Annotated in this window: 18 protein-coding genes and 1 pseudogene; 8 read left to right on the top strand and 11 right to left on the bottom strand. The window is 66.1% G+C overall.

What is annotated here, in order from left to right:
- Positions 1-18 precede the first annotated feature (18 nt).
- Both rnhA and G6N27_RS11445 read right to left on the bottom strand, forming a co-directional pair.
- Positions 19-525: a ribonuclease HI gene (gene rnhA, locus G6N27_RS11450; RefSeq protein ID WP_163776436.1), complete on the bottom strand. Its 507-nt coding sequence runs from the start codon at positions 523-525 to the stop codon at positions 19-21.
- Positions 522-1175, bottom strand: coding sequence for a VOC family protein (locus tag G6N27_RS11445; RefSeq protein ID WP_163776435.1), 654 nt, complete (start codon positions 1173-1175; stop codon positions 522-524). The genes rnhA and G6N27_RS11445 overlap by 4 nt, the downstream gene beginning before the upstream one ends.
- 19 nt (positions 1176-1194) lie before the next feature.
- Between G6N27_RS11445 and G6N27_RS11440 the strand changes: the two genes are divergently transcribed.
- Positions 1195-3129, top strand: a complete 1935-nt coding sequence (locus G6N27_RS11440) for a fumarylacetoacetate hydrolase family protein (RefSeq protein ID WP_163776434.1) — start codon at positions 1195-1197, stop codon at positions 3127-3129.
- On the opposite strand, the gene G6N27_RS11435 is transcribed toward G6N27_RS11440, so the two are convergent.
- The gene (locus G6N27_RS11435; RefSeq protein WP_163776433.1) at positions 3126-4043 is read right to left on the bottom strand and encodes an SAM-dependent methyltransferase; all 918 of its coding nucleotides are present in this window, start codon (positions 4041-4043) and stop codon (positions 3126-3128) included. The genes G6N27_RS11440 and G6N27_RS11435 overlap by 4 nt on opposite strands.
- Before the next feature lie 58 nt (positions 4044-4101).
- On the opposite strand from G6N27_RS11435, the gene G6N27_RS11430 reads away from it, so the two are divergent.
- On the top strand, positions 4102-4899 hold the full coding sequence (locus tag G6N27_RS11430) for an enoyl-CoA hydratase/isomerase family protein (RefSeq protein ID WP_179963394.1): 798 nt from the start codon (positions 4102-4104) through the stop codon (positions 4897-4899).
- Positions 4900-4926: 27 nt separating this feature from the next.
- On the opposite strand, the gene G6N27_RS11425 is transcribed toward G6N27_RS11430, so the two are convergent.
- Positions 4927-5793 carry a TIGR03619 family F420-dependent LLM class oxidoreductase gene (locus tag G6N27_RS11425; RefSeq protein ID WP_163781674.1) on the bottom strand — a complete coding sequence of 289 codons (867 nt, stop codon included), beginning with the start codon at positions 5791-5793 and terminating at the stop codon, positions 4927-4929.
- Between the two features lie 118 nt (positions 5794-5911).
- On the opposite strand from G6N27_RS11425, the gene G6N27_RS11420 reads away from it, so the two are divergent.
- On the top strand, positions 5912-6277 hold the full coding sequence (locus G6N27_RS11420) for a hypothetical protein (RefSeq protein ID WP_163774184.1): 366 nt from the start codon (positions 5912-5914) through the stop codon (positions 6275-6277).
- Between the two features lie 4 nt (positions 6278-6281).
- On the opposite strand, the gene G6N27_RS11415 is transcribed toward G6N27_RS11420, so the two are convergent.
- The 5 genes from G6N27_RS11415 to G6N27_RS11395 form a co-directional block, all read right to left on the bottom strand.
- Complete coding sequence (locus tag G6N27_RS11415) at positions 6282-8126, bottom strand: CheR family methyltransferase (protein WP_163776431.1); 1845 nt, start codon at positions 8124-8126, stop codon at positions 6282-6284.
- A gap of 39 nt (positions 8127-8165) precedes the next feature.
- Positions 8166-8942, bottom strand: coding sequence for an STAS domain-containing protein (locus tag G6N27_RS11410; RefSeq protein ID WP_163776430.1), 777 nt, complete (start codon positions 8940-8942; stop codon positions 8166-8168).
- Positions 8935-9795 (bottom strand): chemotaxis protein CheB, encoded by an 861-nt coding sequence (locus tag G6N27_RS11405; RefSeq protein ID WP_163776429.1) that lies wholly within the window; start codon positions 9793-9795, stop codon positions 8935-8937. The genes G6N27_RS11410 and G6N27_RS11405 overlap by 8 nt, the downstream gene beginning before the upstream one ends.
- Positions 9796-9909: 114 nt before the next feature.
- The gene (locus G6N27_RS11400) at positions 9910-10890 is read right to left on the bottom strand and encodes a DUF4873 domain-containing protein (RefSeq protein WP_372513054.1); all 981 of its coding nucleotides are present in this window, start codon (positions 10888-10890) and stop codon (positions 9910-9912) included.
- A 173-nt stretch (positions 10891-11063) separates the two neighbouring features.
- On the bottom strand, positions 11064-11966 hold the full coding sequence (locus tag G6N27_RS11395) for an AurF N-oxygenase family protein (RefSeq protein ID WP_163776427.1): 903 nt from the start codon (positions 11964-11966) through the stop codon (positions 11064-11066).
- Between the two features lie 167 nt (positions 11967-12133).
- Between G6N27_RS11395 and G6N27_RS11390 the strand changes: the two genes are divergently transcribed.
- The 4 genes and pseudogenes from G6N27_RS11390 to G6N27_RS11380 all read left to right on the top strand — a co-directional run bounded on the left by G6N27_RS11390 (position 12134) and on the right by G6N27_RS11380 (position 14168).
- The gene (locus G6N27_RS11390; protein WP_163776426.1) at positions 12134-12535 is read left to right on the top strand and encodes a phage holin family protein; all 402 of its coding nucleotides are present in this window, start codon (positions 12134-12136) and stop codon (positions 12533-12535) included.
- Between the two features lie 15 nt (positions 12536-12550).
- Positions 12551-12745 (top strand): annotated as a pseudogene (locus G6N27_RS25270) (DNA-formamidopyrimidine glycosylase family protein); the annotation flags it as partial.
- Positions 12746-12946: 201 nt separating this feature from the next.
- Entirely contained in the window at positions 12947-13414 is a 468-nt protein-coding gene (locus tag G6N27_RS25265) for a zinc finger domain-containing protein (RefSeq protein WP_232065066.1), read from the top strand.
- A gap of 4 nt (positions 13415-13418) precedes the next feature.
- The gene (locus tag G6N27_RS11380) at positions 13419-14168 is read left to right on the top strand and encodes an SDR family oxidoreductase (RefSeq protein WP_163776424.1); all 750 of its coding nucleotides are present in this window, start codon (positions 13419-13421) and stop codon (positions 14166-14168) included.
- Here the strand turns inward: G6N27_RS11380 and G6N27_RS11375 are convergent.
- Positions 14165-15487 carry an oxygenase MpaB family protein gene (locus G6N27_RS11375; RefSeq protein WP_163776423.1) on the bottom strand — a complete coding sequence of 441 codons (1323 nt, stop codon included), beginning with the start codon at positions 15485-15487 and terminating at the stop codon, positions 14165-14167. The two genes, G6N27_RS11380 and G6N27_RS11375, sit on opposite strands and share 4 nt — an antisense overlap.
- A gap of 95 nt (positions 15488-15582) precedes the next feature.
- Here G6N27_RS11375 and G6N27_RS11370 point away from each other — a divergent pair, with 95 nt between their 5' ends.
- Positions 15583-16182, top strand: a complete 600-nt coding sequence (locus G6N27_RS11370) for a TetR/AcrR family transcriptional regulator (RefSeq protein WP_170308196.1) — start codon at positions 15583-15585, stop codon at positions 16180-16182.
- On the opposite strand, the gene pgi is transcribed toward G6N27_RS11370, so the two are convergent.
- Positions 16152-17816 (bottom strand): glucose-6-phosphate isomerase, encoded by a 1665-nt coding sequence (gene pgi / locus G6N27_RS11365; protein ID WP_163776421.1) that lies wholly within the window; start codon positions 17814-17816, stop codon positions 16152-16154. The genes G6N27_RS11370 and pgi overlap by 31 nt on opposite strands.
- Positions 17817-17881: the final 65 nt, after the last annotated feature.

Genomic DNA, 17881 nt, shown 5'->3' with positions numbered 1-17881 from the left:
TTGAAAAGCTACGTCGCGTCAGGGCCCGTCGGCCGCCGTAATTGGGTTGTCGGATTCATTACTGGTCAGAGAGTAGGAAGCCTCGATCGCTTCCAGCAAGCCCCGGGTCGCCAGCTCGTCGGCCAACTCGTTGTCGGCGACTCCCGAATGCCCCTTCACCCAGAACCACTCGACCCGGTGCCGCGAGCACGCTTCCCGAAGCCGCATCCAGAGGTCGACGTTCTTCACCGGCTGCTTCGCGGCGGTCTTCCAACCGTTGCGCTCCCATCCGAGCACCCACTTGGTGATGCCGTTGCGGACATAGGTGCTGTCGGTGTGCAGGTGCACCGTCACGGATCTGGTGAGTGCCTCCAGCGCCATGATCGGTGCGGTCAACTCCATCCGGTTGTTGCTCGTCTCGCCGGGTTCGCCGCCGCACATCTCGCGGACGTGGTGACGGTGCCGCAACACCGCTCCCCAACCGCCTGGCCCGGGGTTCGGCCGGCATCCACCGTCGGTGTGGATGATCACGACATCCTCGGTCATGCGCCGAGAATAGGTGCTGAGATCATCGCCGACCGGACCGACATTCCGAGCTCATGGTGCCGGAGCGTGGTGATCCGGCGTCCGGGCTGCACGGCCGGTTTGACCAGCGCTGTGCGATCGCCGAAATACGCGGCGGTCGCGTCGATGTCCGCGACGACGTACGTGATGCCCCAGAGCGTGGATGGCCCCTCGGTCGCGGTCTGCGGCGAACCGACGACCTCGATGATCACCTCGCCGAACCGGAAGAAGATCTGACGGATCGGGCGTCCGCCGAGTTCGCCGTCCCGCTCGCGGCGCGGTTCGGCGCCGATACCGGCCAGCGACTCGACCGTTCGACGCAGGTCAGGCGACAGCAGGACGATGTGGTCGATCGCGGTGACGCCGTTCGCGTGCTCCGCCGGAGTCGCGGCGACCGAGTCTGACCTTGTCGTCGGGATGCCGTCGAGGTCGACGGGCGAATCGCGCGACGGCAGGCCGCGTAGCGACCACCCGACGATGCCGGTACCGCGGTCGGACTCGGCCAGCCGGACCCGAACACCCCCGATCCGGCAGACTGCGCCGGCGTCGCCGCCGGAATCAACACAGAACCCGGCTCGCACCCAGGCGTCCGCCGGGTCGGCGACCTCGATTTCGGCGACGGTGATGGCCATAGTCGAATACGGTATCTCGATGCGGTGGCTGACATTTCGTGATGACACTGGCCAGCGGACCGGGGTACTCGCCGGCGACGCGGTTCACGTGCTGGAGCCTGGTGTGACTCTGCTCGACCTGATCGGGCGCGGCGCCGATGCGCTGGCCGAGGCGGGGGAGCGGGCGCTGCGATCCGCGCCCACGGTGCGCCTCGACCAGGTGACATTGATGGCGCCGATCCCCCGACCGCCGTCGATCCGCGATTCGCTGTGTTTCCTCGACCACATGCGCAATTGCCAGGCGGCGATGGGCGGCGGCCGGGTGCTCAAGGACAGCTGGTATCACATTCCCGCCTTCTACTTCGCTTGCCCGGCCACGGTTCTCGGTCCGTACGACGATGCCCCGATGGCACCCGGAAGTGCTTGGCAGGATTTCGAATTGGAGATCGCCGCGGTCGTCGGCACAGCAGGCAAGGACCTGTCGGTCGCCGAAGCCGAACAGGCGATCATCGGCTACATGATCTTCAACGACTGGTCCGCGCGTGATCTGCAGATGCTGGAAGGCCAACTGGCGATCGGTCAGGCCAAGGGCAAGGACAGCGGTGTGACGCTCGGCCCGTATCTGGTCACGCCCGACGAACTGCAGCCCTATCGCCGCGACGGCGCGTTGGACCTGCAGGTGACCGCGTCGGTCAACGACGAGGTGATCGGTTCCGGCTCGACCGCGCAGATGGATTGGAGCTTCGCCGAAGTGATCTCCTACGCCTCGCGTGGGGTGACACTGAGCCCCGGCGACGTGTTCGGCTCCGGCACCGTGCCGACCTGCACACTGGTCGAACACCTCGACGCCACCGCGCCGGAATCCTTCCGTGGCTGGCTGCGCGACGGCGACATCGTCACGCTCACGGTGCAGGGTCTGGGCGAGACCCGCCAGACGGTGCGGACAACGCCTGCGCCGCAACCACTTCCGCCGCGGCCCAACCCGGACGCCGTCCCCGCCAAGCCGCGGGTCAACCGGGCGCCGGCCAAGATCCCCTACACCCGCGGGCTGCACGAGGTCGGCGACCGGGTGTGGGCGTGGCTGCTGCCGGACGGCGGATACGGCTGGAGCAACGCCGGCCTGGTCGCCGGCGACGGTGCGTCACTTCTGGTCGACACGCTGTTCGACCTGCCGTTGACCCGCGAGATGCTGACCGCGATGGCGACCGTCACCGACCGCGCGCCGATCACCGACGCGCTGATCACCCACTCCAACGGCGACCACACGCACGGCAACCAACTGCTGGACCCCGCGGTGCGGGTGATCGCGGCCACCGGCACCGCCGAGGAAATCGCCCACGGGATGGCGCCCGAGATGCTGGCGATGACCCAGACGGCCGACCTAGGTCCGGTGGCCACCCCGTATCTACGAGAACGGTTCGGGCCCTTCGACTTCAGCGGCATCGTGGTGCGCAACGCCGATCAGACCTTCGACGAGCGCCTCGTCATAGAGGTCGGCGGACGTGAGGTGTGCCTGTTGAACCTCGGGCCGGCGCACACCGCCGCGGACTCGGTGGTGCACGTGCCCGACGCCGGGGTGCTGTTCGCCGGCGATCTACTGTTCATCGGCTGCACACCGATCGTGTGGGCCGGCCCGATCGGCAACTGGATCGCCGCCTGCGACACGATGCTGTCGCTGGACGCGCCGACCGTCGTGCCGGGCCACGGCCCGGTCACCGACGCGGACGGAATCCGGGCTTTACGTGGATATCTCGTGCACGTCGTCGAGCAGACCGACGCCGCACACGACAAAGGACTGTCGTTCGTCGAGGCGGCCGACAGCATCGACCTCGGTGAATACGCGGACTGGCTGGACGCCGAGCGTGTGGTCGTCAACGTCTACCAGCGTTACCGCGAATTAGACCCGGACACACCGCAATTGCCGGCGATGGGGTTGCTGGCGATGCAAGCCGACTGGTTCGCCAAACACGGTTAGCGACGGGTAGCCCGGACGAACCCGATCGACGCCGGTGTTCCGGCTCGAGCTTCGGCGTCCAGCGGCGCCAGCCCGGCTGCGGCGAACAGATCGGCGAGCCCGGACCTATCGGCGTCCCAGCCGTGACCGCCCAAATAGGCGGCCACGTCGGTGTGCTCACCGGGATAGGTCAGGTCGGGAATGTCGAGCTCCAGACCGTGTTCGCGCCAGCTGTCGGTGATGATCCGGGCCTGCTCCCGTTCCTTCTCGGTCTGGCCGCGCACCGTCCCGTAGTCGGCGGCGAAGGTGCTGCCCGTGGCGCTGAGCTCGATGACGCTGTCCAGCAAGCGGACCTCGGCGTCGGGCGGCAGGAATCCGATCAAGACCCCTTCAGCCAGCCACGCCGTCGGTTGCCTGGCGTCGAAACCGGCACTCCGCAACGCCGCGGGCCAGTCCGCACGCAGGTCGATGCCGACCGGCCGGTGTTGCGCGCCGGGCACTGCGCCGAGGCCGGCCAGCGTGGTGGTCTTGAATTCGATCACCTCGGGCTGGTCGATTTCGTACAGCGTGGTCTGCGCCGGCCAGGACAGCCGGTAGGGACGGGCATCGAGTCCCGACGCCAGGATCACCACCTGGCGAACTCCCGCACGGCCGGCCTCGGCGAAGTAGTCGTCGTAGATGCGGGCCCGCGCGGCGAACGTGTCGACCATCCGCGGGAATCCGGCATCATCGTCGACGTCGGCGAAATCGATTTCGCCGGAAGCGACCCTGGTGAAAAGGTTCAGCCCCACCGCGCGGACCAGCGGCTCGGCGAAGGGGTCGTCGATCACCGGATCGGGGCGTCGGCTGGCTGCCGCGCGGGCGGCCGCGACCATGGTGGCGGTGGCGCCGACGCTGCTGGCCAGGTCCCAACTGTCGCGGTCAGTTCTTGGCATGCGCGACACGCTAGGTGGCGACACTGAGCGTTGGCTTACGGTTGCGGTTATGGCTGCTGTGGAATTGCAAACGCTTGACGAGAAAATCGCGTGCGTCACGCTGAATCGGCCCGACAAGTTGAACGCCATCGACGGGTCGCTGATCGACGGGATGGACGCTGCGCTGGATTCGCTCAGTAGTGGCGCGTTCCGGGCGGCGATCCTGACCGGGGCGGGTCGCGGGTTTTGCGCGGGCGCCGACTTGAGCGGCACCGGAACGGCGTGGACGAAGAATGCGCCGGACACCCCGGGATTCAAGGTCAGCTACGACGCCCAGGTGCGCCTGGCCAACCTGTACGTCCGGCTCTACGAGCTGCCGATACCGGTGATCGCCGCCGTGAACGGTGTCGCCGTCGGCGGTGGGCTGGCGTTCGCGCTGCACTCCGACATCCGGATCGCCTCGGAGCAAGCCAGATTCGGCTCGGTGTTCATCAAGGCGGGGTTCTCCTCGATGGACATGGGCACCAGCTACCTGCTGCCGAAGATGGTCGGCGCCGGGGTGGCGCGAGAATTGATGCTGACCGGCCGCATCATCGACGCCGACGAGGCCTACCGGATCAAGCTGGTGCACGAAGTGGTGGCGCCTGACCAATTGATGGCCGCCGCGCTGACGATGGCCCGCTCGATTGTCGGGAACAACGCCTACGGGGTGTGGCAGACCAAGATCGGGCTGAACACCGCGCTGGATGCACCCAGCCTTCGGCACGCGATCGAGATCGAGAACCGCACCCAGATCCTGAGCGGATTCACCAATAACCCGCTGGAGGCGGCCAGAGCGCACCAGGAAAAGCGCGCACCGGTATGGGATCCGCTGTAGCCGTGAGACTTTGGCGGCAGACCGCCGCTACGCTTTGGCGATCACCCGCTCGGCGAACTCCTCCAGGTTGCGGATCTTGGCGTCCAGCGGCTCGGTGTCCTGCCCCATGATGTAGGGCATGCGGAAACCGACGATCACGTCGGTAACGCCCTTGTCCTCGAGACGCTTCACGCCGTCCAGGGTGAAGCCGTCGACTGAGATCACATGGATCTCGAAGGGGCCGGTCTTGCCTTCCTCCCCGCGAAGTTGCTTGAGCCGCGTGATGAGCCGATCGAGTTCCTCTGGATCGCCGCCACCGTGCATCCAGCCGTCGGCGCGGGCGGCCCGGCGCAGGGCGGCATCGGCGTGCCCGCCGATGAGAATCGGGATCGGCTGGGTGGGCGCGGGCGTCATCTTGGTCTTGGGGATGTCATAGAACTCGCCGTGGTATTCGAAGTAGTCGCCGGTGGTCAGCCCGCGGATGATGTCGATGCATTCGTCGATTCGCTTGCCGCGCTTGGCGAACGGCACACCCATCAGCTCGTAGTCCTCTGGCCATGGGCTGGTGCCGACCCCGAGTCCGACGCGGTTTCCGATCAGTGCCGCCAGCGAGCCGGCCTGCTTGGCCACCAGGGCCGGCGGCCGGATCGGAAGCTTGAGGACGAAGAAGTTGAAGCGCAGCGTCGACGTCACCGCGCCCAGCGCCGCAGTCAACACGAACGTCTCGATGAACGCCTTGCCGTCCAGAAACTCCCGGTTGCCGTCCGGTGTGTACGGATACTTCGAATCCGATTCGAACGGGTAGGCGACGCTGTCCGGAATCGTCATGCTGGCGTATCCGGCCGCCTCGGCGGCTTTGGCCAACGGGATATAGAACGTCGGGTCCGTCATCGCCTCCGCATAGCTGAACCGCACACCGTCTCCTGTCATCGGGGGCCGCACGAATGATGCAAATAGTAGGGCGTATTGCCTGCGTATTCGGCGGAGCGGACAATAGGGGCTTCGCCGTTGAGCGACGATCGGAGCGAACATCGTGTCGTCACACCCGCAGGGCGCCGCCGACGATCGCGGCGAGGCGGCCAGGCGGCGTGCCGACGAGCTACATCAGCGCGGTGCCGACCTTCGGGCGGGTCTGCCGTCGAACGCCGAGACCGCCGAGCATGCTCGAGTGCGTGCGCAGGAGTCGCAAGAACGCTCCCGCCGGGCCCACCAAGCCGCCGCCAAGCGACACCACGCTGCCGGCGCGGCGCACCGGCGCAGCGCGGCCACGCACGAGCAGGTGGCGATGCGGGCCGATGATGCAGACGTCGACGCACATCAGGATGCGGCCGAAGTGCACCGGGCGGCGGCGGCGCTGCACGACACGGCCGCCATCGAACAGCAGCGCGAAGCGAATTAGCCTGTCAGGGCTGCGCTTCCATCAACAGCAGTGCCCCGTTGACGGTGCCACTGGGCGCCGCTTGAAAAGCTGTGCACAACAACCGGATTGGAGTGGACCGACCGCGTCGGTTCACCGCCTCGATCAGCGCCTCGCCGGCGTGGTCGGGATCGACGAACGCCTGGCCGATCAGCGGCCGGATATCGTCCGTCGGCAGCCCGATGTCCAGGCTGGTCAGGACGGCTCCGGTGGTCTCGTCTGCGCGCAGACCCCACAATTCCTCGCAACCCCGGTTCCACACCAGCACGCGCATCTCGCGGTCCACGACCACCAGGCCGAGGTGGACAGAATTGATCAACGAGTCCAAGAACCCGTGGGCATGGTCGAGCTCTTCGCTGCGTTCGCTCAACGCGTCGTTGATGGTATGTAACTCGTCGTTGGTGGACTGCAGCTCCTCGTTCATCGTCTCGAGTTCTTCGTTGGTGGACTGCAATTCCTCGTTGGTGGTCTCTAACTCCTCCACCGTCGACTGCAGTTCCTCGTTGGTGGTCTCGAGTTCTTCGTTGGTGGATTGCAACTCCTCGTAGGCCGCCTCCAATTGGCGGTTGGTGTGAACCAGCTTGTCGAACAGCGCTCGGGTCGCCGTGACATCGAAGAACACGATGGACACGCCGAGCAGCCCGTTCTCTGTGTCGACGAGCGGGTTGATGTGAATCTCGAACCAGACGGTCTCGGCGCCCGGCCGAGCCCATTCGACATCGGGAATCCTGATGGAACGGCGTTCCACCTTGGCCTGCTCCAGGTACCCGCGTAATTCGATTGGACGATAGGAGATCTCGAGATCTCGAAGCAGGCGGCCGATGTCGCGGGCCGACAGCCCGAACAACGATTCGGCCTCCTCGTTGACCATCGCCACGGTGTCTTCACCGGTCACCACGATCTGGGCCACCGGACTCGCGCGAAATGCCAACTCTCGCACGGTCATCAGGGCGGAAAGGTCGCCGTGCCGTTCATAGAGCGTCGCGGCCGGATCGTAGCGTTCCATCCCGGTGTAGGACCCGGGCGCTTTGCGGAAGATCCGCTGCTTGAGGCTCAACGGCGTGAACCAGTCACTGTGACTCAACAACATCTCGGCGTGGCCGAGGAACAGCACCCCGAGCGGGGCTAACGCAAAGTGCATCTTGCCCAACATGATTCGCTGTGTCTCTGCGTTCATATACATCAGCGTGTTGCGGCAGACCAGCAGATCCACCCGTGAGATCGGCGCGTCCTTGACCAGGTCGTTGCGGCCGAAGATCACGCTGCGCCGGAGGTCTTTGTTGAGGGTGTACCGTCCGTTGACTTGCTCGAAGTGTCGCTTCAGCAGAACCTCCGGCACCGACTCGACCGACTTCGCGTCATAGCTAGCCGCCCGGGCCTCGGTGAGAGCATCCTCGTCGACATCGGTCGCATAGATCTTCACGCGCTGCCGAAAAGCGTCCGGACTCATCGCATCGGCGAGCAAAATGGCCAGGCTGTAGGCCTCTTGGCCCGAAGCGCAGCCCGCGCTCCACACCCGGATCGGCGCGTCCGGCTCGCGCTCGGCGAGCAGGCTCGGTATGACCTCGGATTTGACGTATTCCCACGCTTCGGGATCGCGGAAGAACGCCGTGACATTGATGAGGATGGTGTTGAACAGCGCCGAGAATTCTTCAGAGCTTGCCTGAAGCTCGTCGAGATACTGCTCGTAGGTGTCAAAGCCGGCCTGGCTCATGCGGTGTCGTACTCGCCGCACCAGGGTGGTGCGTTTGTATCCGGTGAAATCGAACCCTCGCGAATCCCGCATGAATCGCAGCAGGGCCTCGAATGATTCGTCTACGTTCGGGTCCATCTCGTCCTGTCCCGCCAGCTGTCGCGGCGAAACTGAACACTACTCGCGGTGCGCATGGCGCAGCCGGTTCTCCGGGCCGATCACCGCCCACACGGTTTTGCCCGACGGTGTGGGTGTGCTTCCCCAGGCCCGGCTTATCGCGGCCATGATCGCCAGCCCGGAGACCTGGTCTCCACCGCGGAACGCGTCCTCGCGCCGGGCGGCCGGCGTCGAGCTGTTGTCCTGCACCGAGATGGTGACCAGCGGACCCTCGCTTTCCAGGATCACCACCGGGGCGCTGACCGTGTGCTGCAAGACATTGTCGACGAGCACGTTGACGACCACCATCGCCACCGAGATGAGGCCGGCCTGCGACCAGGCCGTCAATTGGTCGGTCACCAGATCACGGGCCATGCCCACGCTGGCGGTGGACGCCGGCAATTCGGAGCGACATCGGTGCCGGACAGGCCGTGCGTCGTCGACGACAGCTCGCCGAGCCGACTCGACAGCGGCGTACACCGGCACGTAGCGCGTCACGCCGCTGCGCGCGATGGTTGCACGCCGGCCGGAATGCGCACACACCAACATGATCGGGACATCCGGCCAGGTGCTGACGTGCCAGCGCGCGCTGGTGAAGACAGACCATGCCGAGGATGCGGGAACGTCGAGCCCGTTGACGTCGACGAGAACGGCGCGCGGTGCGTCCAGGGCGGCCTTGATGACGGCGTCGCGCAGCGTTGGGTAGGTGCTGCTGTCGAGTACTCCGTTGACGGTCAGTAGGCAGGTATCGCCCGCGGTGTCGACTTCGACGGCAACTCGGCTGGCAGGCCTACTCATCGCGCTCGCGACGTTCGGTGCAGCCCGCCGACAGCCGCTCGCTCAGGACGTCCCCCGCGCGCTCTGCCTCGTCGACGATCGCCTGGTAGCGGTCTCGCGCCATGCCAGGACCTGCTTGGTCGGCCAGCCTGCGGGCGAGTACGGCTTTCTCCTGAAGCGCGCCCACGGCAACCCGCAGAGCGCTCTCGATCTCACCGTCGTGCGACTGCAGTAACTTGTCGCCGATCCCCGCGTGATGGACGTCGGCGACGGGTTCGGCGGCGGCCTGAGAGGAGTCTCGTTCGGCCAGCTCCATGAGCAGCTGACCCATCTTGCCGGCAGATGTCTGGTGATCGATGACGCCGGCATCGATGGCGTTGCGCGGCATCGCCGGAAACAGCGCCTCGTCGGGGAGTTGGGCGATCGTGGTGCCATGGCGCGACCGGATGGCGGCCAACCCCGATGTGCCGTCGTCGAGCACACCCGACAGCAGCACGCCGATCGCGCGATGACCGCATGCGGACGCCACCGAGCGAAACAGCGCGTTGATGGCGGGACGCTGACCATTCTCGGTGGGGCCCTCCGACAAGACGGTTCTGTCACCGTCGACGAGCAGATGGCGATTCGGCACGGCGACCCGGATTGTGCCGGGCGCCAATGGCTCTCCATGAACGGCATCAGTCGCCGGCAGCGGCCCGCTTCGGTCGAGAATGCGCGCCAGGACGCTCGGCGCATTGATAGGCATGTGCAACACCACAAGGACGGCGTAGGGCAAACCCGGCGGCAGACCGGCGGCGAAACATTTCAGCGCCTCGACTCCTCCGGCTGACGCCCCGACGGCGACCACTTCGGGCGGAGCGTTTGGGATCGGCATAGCGTTTCCTACGATTCCCGGCTTACCGACGGGGCTGCAGCGGCAACCGCGTTTGGACAGACTTCTGAGGCGACTATGCGCTTCTGCGGCCGGTCCGGCAAGCCGCGACGGGGCTTATGCGCGCGGTAGGACGTTTGCGAGCGCGAATGGCGGCGGGCCCACCCCGGCGATCGAATGTGTGCCCTGCGGTGTCTTTTCGGTGATTCGCGCCGGCGTGTTCCGATCACCCACCGCCAGGCTCACTGTCCGACTCTGGTTGACGAGGTCCTCGGCCAGCGTATCGAAAACAGTTCCCTGCCAATGGTATTGGCCGTCGATCGGATCGAGGTGACCTGCCAGCCGTACGCGCACCTGCTGGCAGGTGCCGGCCAGGGTCAGCGTCGCCGCACCGTCGTAGACGTCGCCGGTTGCATCGAGCGACGGCGTCAGGTCGAACGCCGATGCCCTCGGGCGCGGCGACGGGCCGATCAGGTGCGCCCGTTCGTTGAACACCTGCTGGGTGCTGCGGCGTACCTCGATGCGGGTGTTTCCGGCCGCGATTCGCAGGCAGACGATGACGGATTGCAGCGCGGCCTGGCGGTCCGGGCCGCCGAGCGTGAAGTAGTTGGGCAGGCCGTGCAGCGCCACCCCGAGGTAGGGCTCGGCGCCGTCGATCCACAGCTGTCGAAGTGTCCGCCCGCCGGGGCCGACCAGCGGTGCGGCTCCGCCGCCGACCGCGAAGCCGGTTCCGTAGACAACAACGTCGGCGTCGTGGTGCACGCCGTCGGCGGTGCGGACACCCGCGGTGGTCACCTCTTCGAACGGCGACGTGATCACCGTGGCCGAACGGCGGCGGGCGAAGCGCGCGAAACGACGCGACCGCGGGACGACGCGACGCGGCGGCAGCGGGAAAACCTTGACCTGCGCCGCAGACCCGACCATCGTCTCGATCAGCCGGCCCGCGTTCGAATCGGCGCCGAGGACCGCGACCCGCCGGCCGGTCGGGTCGAAGTCCCGGGGCGGTGTCGCGGCGTGGAACGAGACGCCGCGAAATTCCCTGCGGCCGAACAGGTCCGGGATGAACGCGGCCAGCGGCGGTTCGTTGGTCACCACTATTCGGGCGTGGCAGGTGGCGTCGCCGTCGGTGGTCAGCGTCCAGGTGCTGGTGGTGTCGTCGAAAACCGCACTGCGCAACGTGGGTCCGATGACCGCAGCCTCGATGCCCGCGGCCCGCAGTCCGGCCACGACGCTGTTGTCGCCGCTGACAACAACGCCGTGGCAGTCTTCGGTCACAGGAACTTGGTGCGCGCCCAGCCGCGGCGCGCGATCGGGCCCATCAGGTTGACCTCGTCCAAAAATGCGGCCAGTGGGGCGAATCCGGCCACCTGAACCTCGTGCCGGTGTGGGCTGGTGCGCGCCATCTGGCGTGCCTGCCGGGCGTCCAGCCCGACCCGCGCGTATTGAACTTTGTTGGTGAACAGGTAGCGGAAAAACCATCCACCCAGCCCGTTGACGTTGCCGACGAACCAGCGCTCCGGTCGTCGCATCTTCGGTGTGCGCTTGCGCAGGCCGTCTCGCGCGAACTGAATGTGCCGAGCCTCTTCGGTGACGTGAATCCGCATGAGCCGCTGGATGATCGGCTGCAGTTCCGGATCGTCCATCATCTGGCGCTGCAGCGAGTCGAAGATCTCCTCGCCGATCAGCGCGGCAACCCAGAGCACCGAGCCGCGGAAGAAGAACGGCAGCGTGTTGATGATCATCCGGTGGTAGAGCCGCGGGCGCACCGGCTTGGCTCCGACCCGCTCGATGGCCTTACCGAACATCACCATGTGTCGTGTCTCGTCGCCCAGTTCGGTCAGGGCGTAATGGGTCGAGCGGCTGGTCGGGTCGGTGTGCATGATCTTGCGTAGCAGCGCCTGGTTGAGGATGTTCTCGAACCAGATACCGGCCGACAGGGTGTTCACTAGTTCCTGGCGGGACAACTCGATGCGCTGTGCCCGGGTCATGCTGTCCCACAACGGTGTTCCGTACAGGGACACGGTCCGGGGCGGCAGGAAGAATTTGTCCGGGTCCAGCGGCGCGTCCCAGTCGATGTCGACGACGGGCTCATACGACTTCTTGACCGATCCCTTGAGCAGACGCTCGGAGAACTCCTGGCGGTCGGGTCCGGTGGGCTTTACCGCGGTAGTCATCGTCGACGCCCCTTTCTCGGTGCCTACGCGAACGGTAGGGAGCGGCGGCAAAGATGTCAATACCTGCGGTACCGGGTACTTGTGGTTGCGGATTGTTCAATACCGCGTCGGGCACAGTTGGATCACGAACGACTGTTCCGGGCCTTGTGCCGAGTAGGTTCAGCCGCATGGGGCCATTTTTCATTCGCGCCGCGCTGACTGGTTTCGCCATGTGGGTGGTCACCCGCCTGGTCCACGGCCTCAGCTTCGTGGGCGGCGACACCCGCCTGCAGCGCATTGGCATCATCTTCGTCGTGGCGGTGATCTTCGGCCTGGTCAACGCCTTCATCAAGCCCATCGTGCAGATCCTGTCGATCCCGCTGTACATCCTCACGCTGGGCTTGTTCCACATCGTCGTCAACGCGCTGATGCTGTGGATCACCGCGCGGATCACCGCTAACACCACCCACTGGGGCCTGGCGATCGATCACTTCTGGTGGACCGCGATCAAGGCCGCCGTCGTGCTGTCGATCGTCAGCTGGGTGTTGTCGCTGGTGTTCGGCAACGTGCGGCGCTCCGTCCGGGGCTGACGGCACACTGGAGACATGCCTGAACTACCCGAGGTCGAAGCGCTGGCCGACTACCTTCGCCGGCACGCTGTCGGTCGGACGGTCGGGCGCGTCGACGTCGCCGCGCTGTCGGTGCTCAAGACTTTCGATCCGCCGATCAATGCGCTGCACGGTCTGACCGTCACCGGCGCCGACCGGTGGGGCAAATATCTCGGCCTGCACGCCGGTGAGCTCACCCTGATCACTCACCTGTCCCGGGCCGGCTGGCTGCGCTGGTCGGAGAAGTTGACTGCGGCCCCGCTGAAACCCGGCAAAGGCCCGATCGCGCTGCGCGTCCACCTCGGCACTCCCGGCGAATCGCCGGGCTTCGACCTCACCGAGGCCGGCACCCAGAAGCGGCTGGCGGTCTGGCTTGTCACCGACCCCAAGCAGGTGCCCGGCATCGCCGCCCTGGGGCCGGATGCGCTGCAACTCAGCGTCGACGACCTGGCCGGGCTGCTGGCCGGAAACACCGGCCGGATCAAGTCCGTCATCACCGACCAGAAAGTGATCGCCGGGATCGGCAACGCCTACAGCGACGAGATCCTGCACGTCGCCAAGCTGTCGCCGTTCGCCACCGCGGGAAAACTGTCGGAGGGCCAACTGGCCGGACTGCACGCCGCGATGAACTCGGTACTCTCCGATGCGGTGTCGCGATCGGTGGGCCAGCAGGCGGCGACGCTGAAGGGCGAGAAGCGCTCCGGAATGCGGGTGCACGCCCGCACCGGTCTGCCGTGCCCGGTGTGCGGTGACACGGTCCGGGAGGTGTCGTTCGCCGACAAGTCTTTTCAGTACTGCCCCACCTGCCAGACCGCGGGCAAGGTGCTGGCCGACCGGCGGATGTCGCGTCTGCTGAAATAGTCGGATGACTCGGCAGAAGATACTGATCACCGGGGCGAGTTCCGGCCTGGGTGCCGGGATGGCTCGCGCGTTCGCCGCCAAGGGACGCGACCTGGCGCTGTGCGCCCGTCGTACCGACCGGCTCGACGAGCTCAAAGCCGAACTCGCGCAACGATATCCAGACATCACGGTTGCGGTCGCCGCGTTGGACGTCAACGACCACGACCAGGTTCCTAAGGTGTTCGCAGAGCTGTCCGACGCACTCGGCGGGATCGACCGGGTGATCGTCAACGCCGGTATCGGCAAGGGCGCGCGGCTGGGATCGGGCAAGCTGTGGGCCAATAAGGCGACCATCGAAACCAATCTCGTTGCGGCCCTTGTGCAAACCGAGACGGCACTGGAGATGTTCAATGAGCAGGGGTCCGGGCATCTGGTGCTGATCTCGTCGGTCCTCGGCGCCAAGGGTGTGCCCGGCGTGAAGGCGGCCTACGCGGCCAGCAAGGCCGGCCTGAGTTCACTGGGTGAATCGTTGCGCGCCGAATACGCCAAGGGCCCGATCAGGGTGTCGGTGATCGAGCCGGGCTACATCGAGTCGGAGATGACGGCGAAGTCGAAGACAACGATGTTCATGGTGGACAACGACACTGGGGTGAAGTCACTGGTCGCGGCGATCGAGCGGGAACCGGGCCGGGCCGCGGTGCCGTGGTGGCCGTGGGGCCCGATGGTGCAGCTGATGCGGGTCCTGCCGCTGTCGCTGACCAAGCGATTCGCCTAGTCAGTGCGGAACGGCGTGTAATGCGCTGAATCGGAGGTGAATTCGGGCTTGCCGTAGGTGGCGAGCCGGAGCTCGAGCAGCCCGATGACGTAGGCATCGGTGACGTCCCGAAGCACGGGGATGCGGCTGGCATGGGTCACGGCGGTGAAACGTCCGATGATGAAGGGCGCGGTCAGGGCGACGCGCATGAGATCCGTCGACGCGAGTGAGACGCCCATGGCCTCGGCGACGTTGCGGTCACCGCCGCAGAATGTCCGGACGAACGTGAGCTTGCTGAAACTCTTTTCGACCGCCTCGGCGCACCGGTCGAAAAGCGTGGTGTCAGGGCGCAGGTAGGCCGCCATCGTGCCTTGCACGAGTTCGCGGCAGATGTTATCGAATCCGTGCCGCAGCAGTGCCGAGCGCGCGTGCATGACATGGACGATGTCGGCGGGTTCGGAGGGCAGCAGTTCCTCGGGTAGGCCGAGCAGAAAGCAGCGGTACCTGGCGAATTCGACGACGGCGCGTTCTTCGGCGGTGAACTCCGTCCGGCCTTGCTGTCGAGCTTTGCGTGCCAAGAGATACTGGCCGATCATGCCGGCGGGCATCTGGTCTACCTGCGGGACCGGCATGCCGTAGACAGCGGTGTCCCATTTGCCGGACTTCTTCAGCGCGTTGTAGCGGACCATCGAGTGCATCAGTCGGACCATGGCGGCGGCTTCGAAACCGGGGCCGTAGCGGTCCAGCGCACCGGGCAGGGTGGTGACGGCGAAGAAACTGGCCGTCTCGTTGACCCGCCGGGCGGCCCGTTTGCCCGAGAGTGCGCCGGTCAGGGCCATCGGCAAAGCGGCGTAGGTGTTGGTGAAGGTCGCGATGAAGGCGCCGCGGGTAATGAAGGGAGCCAGCAGCGCGGCGGGGATGCGCTCCTGCCGGGCGCCTTCGCGGACCAGGTCGAAGTCGATCCACTCCGGGGTGGCCTCCATGGCTCCGATGAACGACGCGAGTTCGGCCGGCGCGTCGAGTACCGCCTCGATTCCCTGTCGGCAGGCCGTCTTGAGCATGTCGATCAGCTGCGCGACGCTGTATGTGTTCATCAGCGCCGCATAGGGATCGGCGACGACGTCGCCGAGCATGGTGGCCGTGCTGATCAACTCCGTGACGCGATCGTCTTGCAGGATCGGCGCGCGGTCGGCGACCCAGGTGGGCAGGGCCGAGTCGACGTCGGGCTCGGTGGCCAGGCGATCTGGTTGCTGGTCGAAGTCGAACTCTCCGTAGAGCTCAGGCTGCAAATCGCGCTGGCTTCGCACTCGTTGCGCGAGTTCGGGGTAGTACGCCACCATCACAACCTCCGGCTAACTAACACTTAGTGAGTAATACTCACAAGTTGTTAGTTATGCTGTCAAGGGTGACCACCGTGGACATGCCGAGGCGGCGCATGACCGCCGAAGGGCGGCGCGAACAGATCTTGGACGTCACCCACGCCGTCGTCGACGCCGAAGGGTTTCACGCCGCCACGCCGAACCGGATCGCGCGCGAGGCCGGCATCAATCGATCACTGATCTATCAGCTGTTCGGCGATCCGGCGCAGCTCTTCGTCGCGCTGATCGACCGTGAGGCGGCACGGGCCGGCGCGCAGTTCGCCGAGGCGATCTCCGGATTGGATGCTGCCGCCGAGGACCAGTCGCTCGTGGTCGCATTCGACGGTGTGCTGGCCGCTGTCGATGCCCACCCGGCGACGTGGCGGCTGTTTCTGTTTCCGCCGCAGGGCGCGCCACCGGAGTTGTACAGCCGTCTGGCTCAAGCTCAGGCTGTTGTGTTGCAGTTCTTCGTCGGCGAGCTGCTGAGCCGCAATCCTGAACTGCACGAGCCGGAATACACCGCGCGAATCCTGCACGCTTCCGGTCGCGAATTGCTGCAGCTGCACCTCAGCGATCCACAGACCGCGACCCAGGAGCGTCTGCGCACCTTCGTGCGCCGCCTCGGTTCCGACCTCGTGGGCCGCGCTCAGCCGACCCGGCCTCTCTCTCGGCGGTAACGCCGTACCAGAGTGTCGGTCGAGCTGTCGGTTTGCTTGTCAGGCGCGGCGTCCTCGGTGATCACCGGCAGCAGCGCCTTGGCCTGAGTCTTGCCCAGCTCGACACCCCACTGATCGAACGAGTCGATGCCCCACACGACGCCCTCGGTGAAGACCTGGTGTTCGTAGAGCGCGATCAACTGGCCCAGGACCGATGGGGTCAGCCGGGTGGCCAGAATCGACGTGGTCGGACGGTTGCCGGGCATGACCTTATGCGGCACAACGTCTTTCGGCGTACCTTCGGCGGCGATCTCTTCGGCGGTCTTACCGAACGCCAGCACCTGGGTTTGGGCGAAGAAGTTGCTCATCAGCAGGTCGTGCATGCTGCCGGTGCCGTCGGCGGTGGGCAGGTCGTCGATGGGCTGGCTGAAGCCGATGAAGTCGGCCGGCACCAGCCGCGTGCCCTGGTGCAGCAGTTGGTAGAAGGCGTGCTGGCCGTTGGTTCCCGGTTCGCCCCAATAGATTTCACCGGTGTCGGCGGTCACCGGGGTTCCGTCGGCGCGGGTCGACTTGCCGTTGGATTCCATGGTCAGCTGCTGCAGGTAGGCCGCGAACCGCGACAGGTCGTTGGCATACGGCAGTACCGCTCGCGACTGGGCGCCGAAGAAGTCGGAATACCACAGCCCGATCAACCCGAGCAGGGCCGGCGCGTTGGCTTCCAGCGGTGCCGTCCTGAAGTGCTCGTCGACAAGGTGGAAACCAGACAGGAAGTCCGCGAAGGCTTCTCGGCCGATCGCGGCCATCACCGAGAGCCCGATCGCCGAGTCGACCGAGTACCGTCCACCGACCCAGTCCCAGAAGCCGAACATGTTGGCGGTGTCGATGCCGAACTCGTCGACCAGCTTCTTGTTGGTGGACACGGCGACGAAATGCTTGGCCACCGCGTCGTCGCCGAGCGCGTCGGTCAGCCAGCGCCGGGCCGCCGTCGCATTCGTGAGCGTCTCCAGCGTCGTGAAAGTCTTGGATGCGATCACGAAAAGCGTTGTGGCCGGATCCAAGCCGTCCAGCTTCGCGATCAGGTCGGCCGGGTCCACGTTGGAGACGAAACGCGCCGAGATGCCGGCGTCGACGTAGTGCCGCAGCGCCTGGTAGACCATCACCGGCCCGAGATCCGAGCCGCCGATCCCGATGTTGACGACGGTGCTGATCCGCTTACCGGTGGCGCCGGTCCACTCGCCGCTGCGCAGCCGATCGGTGAAGTCACCCATCCGATCGAGCACCTCGTGGACGTCGGCGACCACGTCCTGTCCGTCGACGGTCAGCTTTGCGTCGCGGGGGAGTCGCAAAGCGGTGTGCAGCACCGCGCGGTCTTCCGACACATTGATGTGCGTCCCGTCGAACATCGCGTCGCGGTGCTGTTCCAGGTCGACGGCCTTGGCCAGGTCGATGAGGAGTTTGACCGTCTCGCGGGTGATCCGGTGCTTGCTGTAGTCGATATAGAGGTCGCCGACGCTGAGGGTGAACTCGTGCCCCCGGTCGGGGTCGTCGTCGAACAGTTCACGCAGTTGGGTGTTCTCGATCTGCGCGTGATGCTGTTGCAGTGCGTGCCAGGCCGGGGTCGCTGATACGTCGGGAATGTGGTCAACCGCAGTCATGCTTTCCGACCCTAGTCAGGTTGACCAGGGCTGTGCTGACGACGAGATGAACGGGTGGCTAACCG

Origin of the sequence: Mycobacterium cookii, from assembly GCF_010727945.1 — a bacterium.
In the GTDB taxonomy this organism is placed as follows: domain Bacteria; phylum Actinomycetota; class Actinomycetes; order Mycobacteriales; family Mycobacteriaceae; genus Mycobacterium; species Mycobacterium cookii.
Note: the sequence above shows the minus strand (reverse complement) of the source record. Positions and strands in the feature narration are given on the sequence as shown.

Excerpts from the sequence above, each read along its gene's own strand:
- pgi (WP_163776421.1), bottom strand. The coding sequence starts at position 17,816 with ATGACTGCGGTTGACCACATTCCCGACGTATCAGCGACCCCGGCCTGG.
- G6N27_RS11370 (WP_170308196.1), top strand. The coding sequence starts at position 15,583 with ATGACCGCCGAAGGGCGGCGCGAACAGATCTTGGACGTCACCCACGCC.
- G6N27_RS11380 (WP_163776424.1), top strand. The coding sequence starts at position 13,419 with ATGACTCGGCAGAAGATACTGATCACCGGGGCGAGTTCCGGCCTGGGT.
- G6N27_RS11375 (WP_163776423.1), bottom strand. The coding sequence starts at position 15,487 with ATGGTGGCGTACTACCCCGAACTCGCGCAACGAGTGCGAAGCCAGCGC.
- G6N27_RS11405 (WP_163776429.1), bottom strand. The coding sequence starts at position 9,795 with ATGCCGATCCCAAACGCTCCGCCCGAAGTGGTCGCCGTCGGGGCGTCA.
- rnhA (WP_163776436.1), bottom strand. The coding sequence starts at position 525 with ATGACCGAGGATGTCGTGATCATCCACACCGACGGTGGATGCCGGCCG.
- G6N27_RS11435 (WP_163776433.1), bottom strand. The coding sequence starts at position 4,043 with ATGCCAAGAACTGACCGCGACAGTTGGGACCTGGCCAGCAGCGTCGGC.
- G6N27_RS11395 (WP_163776427.1), bottom strand. The coding sequence starts at position 11,966 with ATGACTACCGCGGTAAAGCCCACCGGACCCGACCGCCAGGAGTTCTCC.
- G6N27_RS11445 (WP_163776435.1), bottom strand. The coding sequence starts at position 1,175 with ATGGCCATCACCGTCGCCGAAATCGAGGTCGCCGACCCGGCGGACGCC.
- G6N27_RS11440 (WP_163776434.1), top strand. The coding sequence starts at position 1,195 with ATGCGGTGGCTGACATTTCGTGATGACACTGGCCAGCGGACCGGGGTA.
- G6N27_RS11390 (WP_163776426.1), top strand. The coding sequence starts at position 12,134 with ATGGGGCCATTTTTCATTCGCGCCGCGCTGACTGGTTTCGCCATGTGG.
- G6N27_RS11415 (WP_163776431.1), bottom strand. The coding sequence starts at position 8,126 with ATGGACCCGAACGTAGACGAATCATTCGAGGCCCTGCTGCGATTCATG.
- G6N27_RS11410 (WP_163776430.1), bottom strand. The coding sequence starts at position 8,942 with ATGAGTAGGCCTGCCAGCCGAGTTGCCGTCGAAGTCGACACCGCGGGC.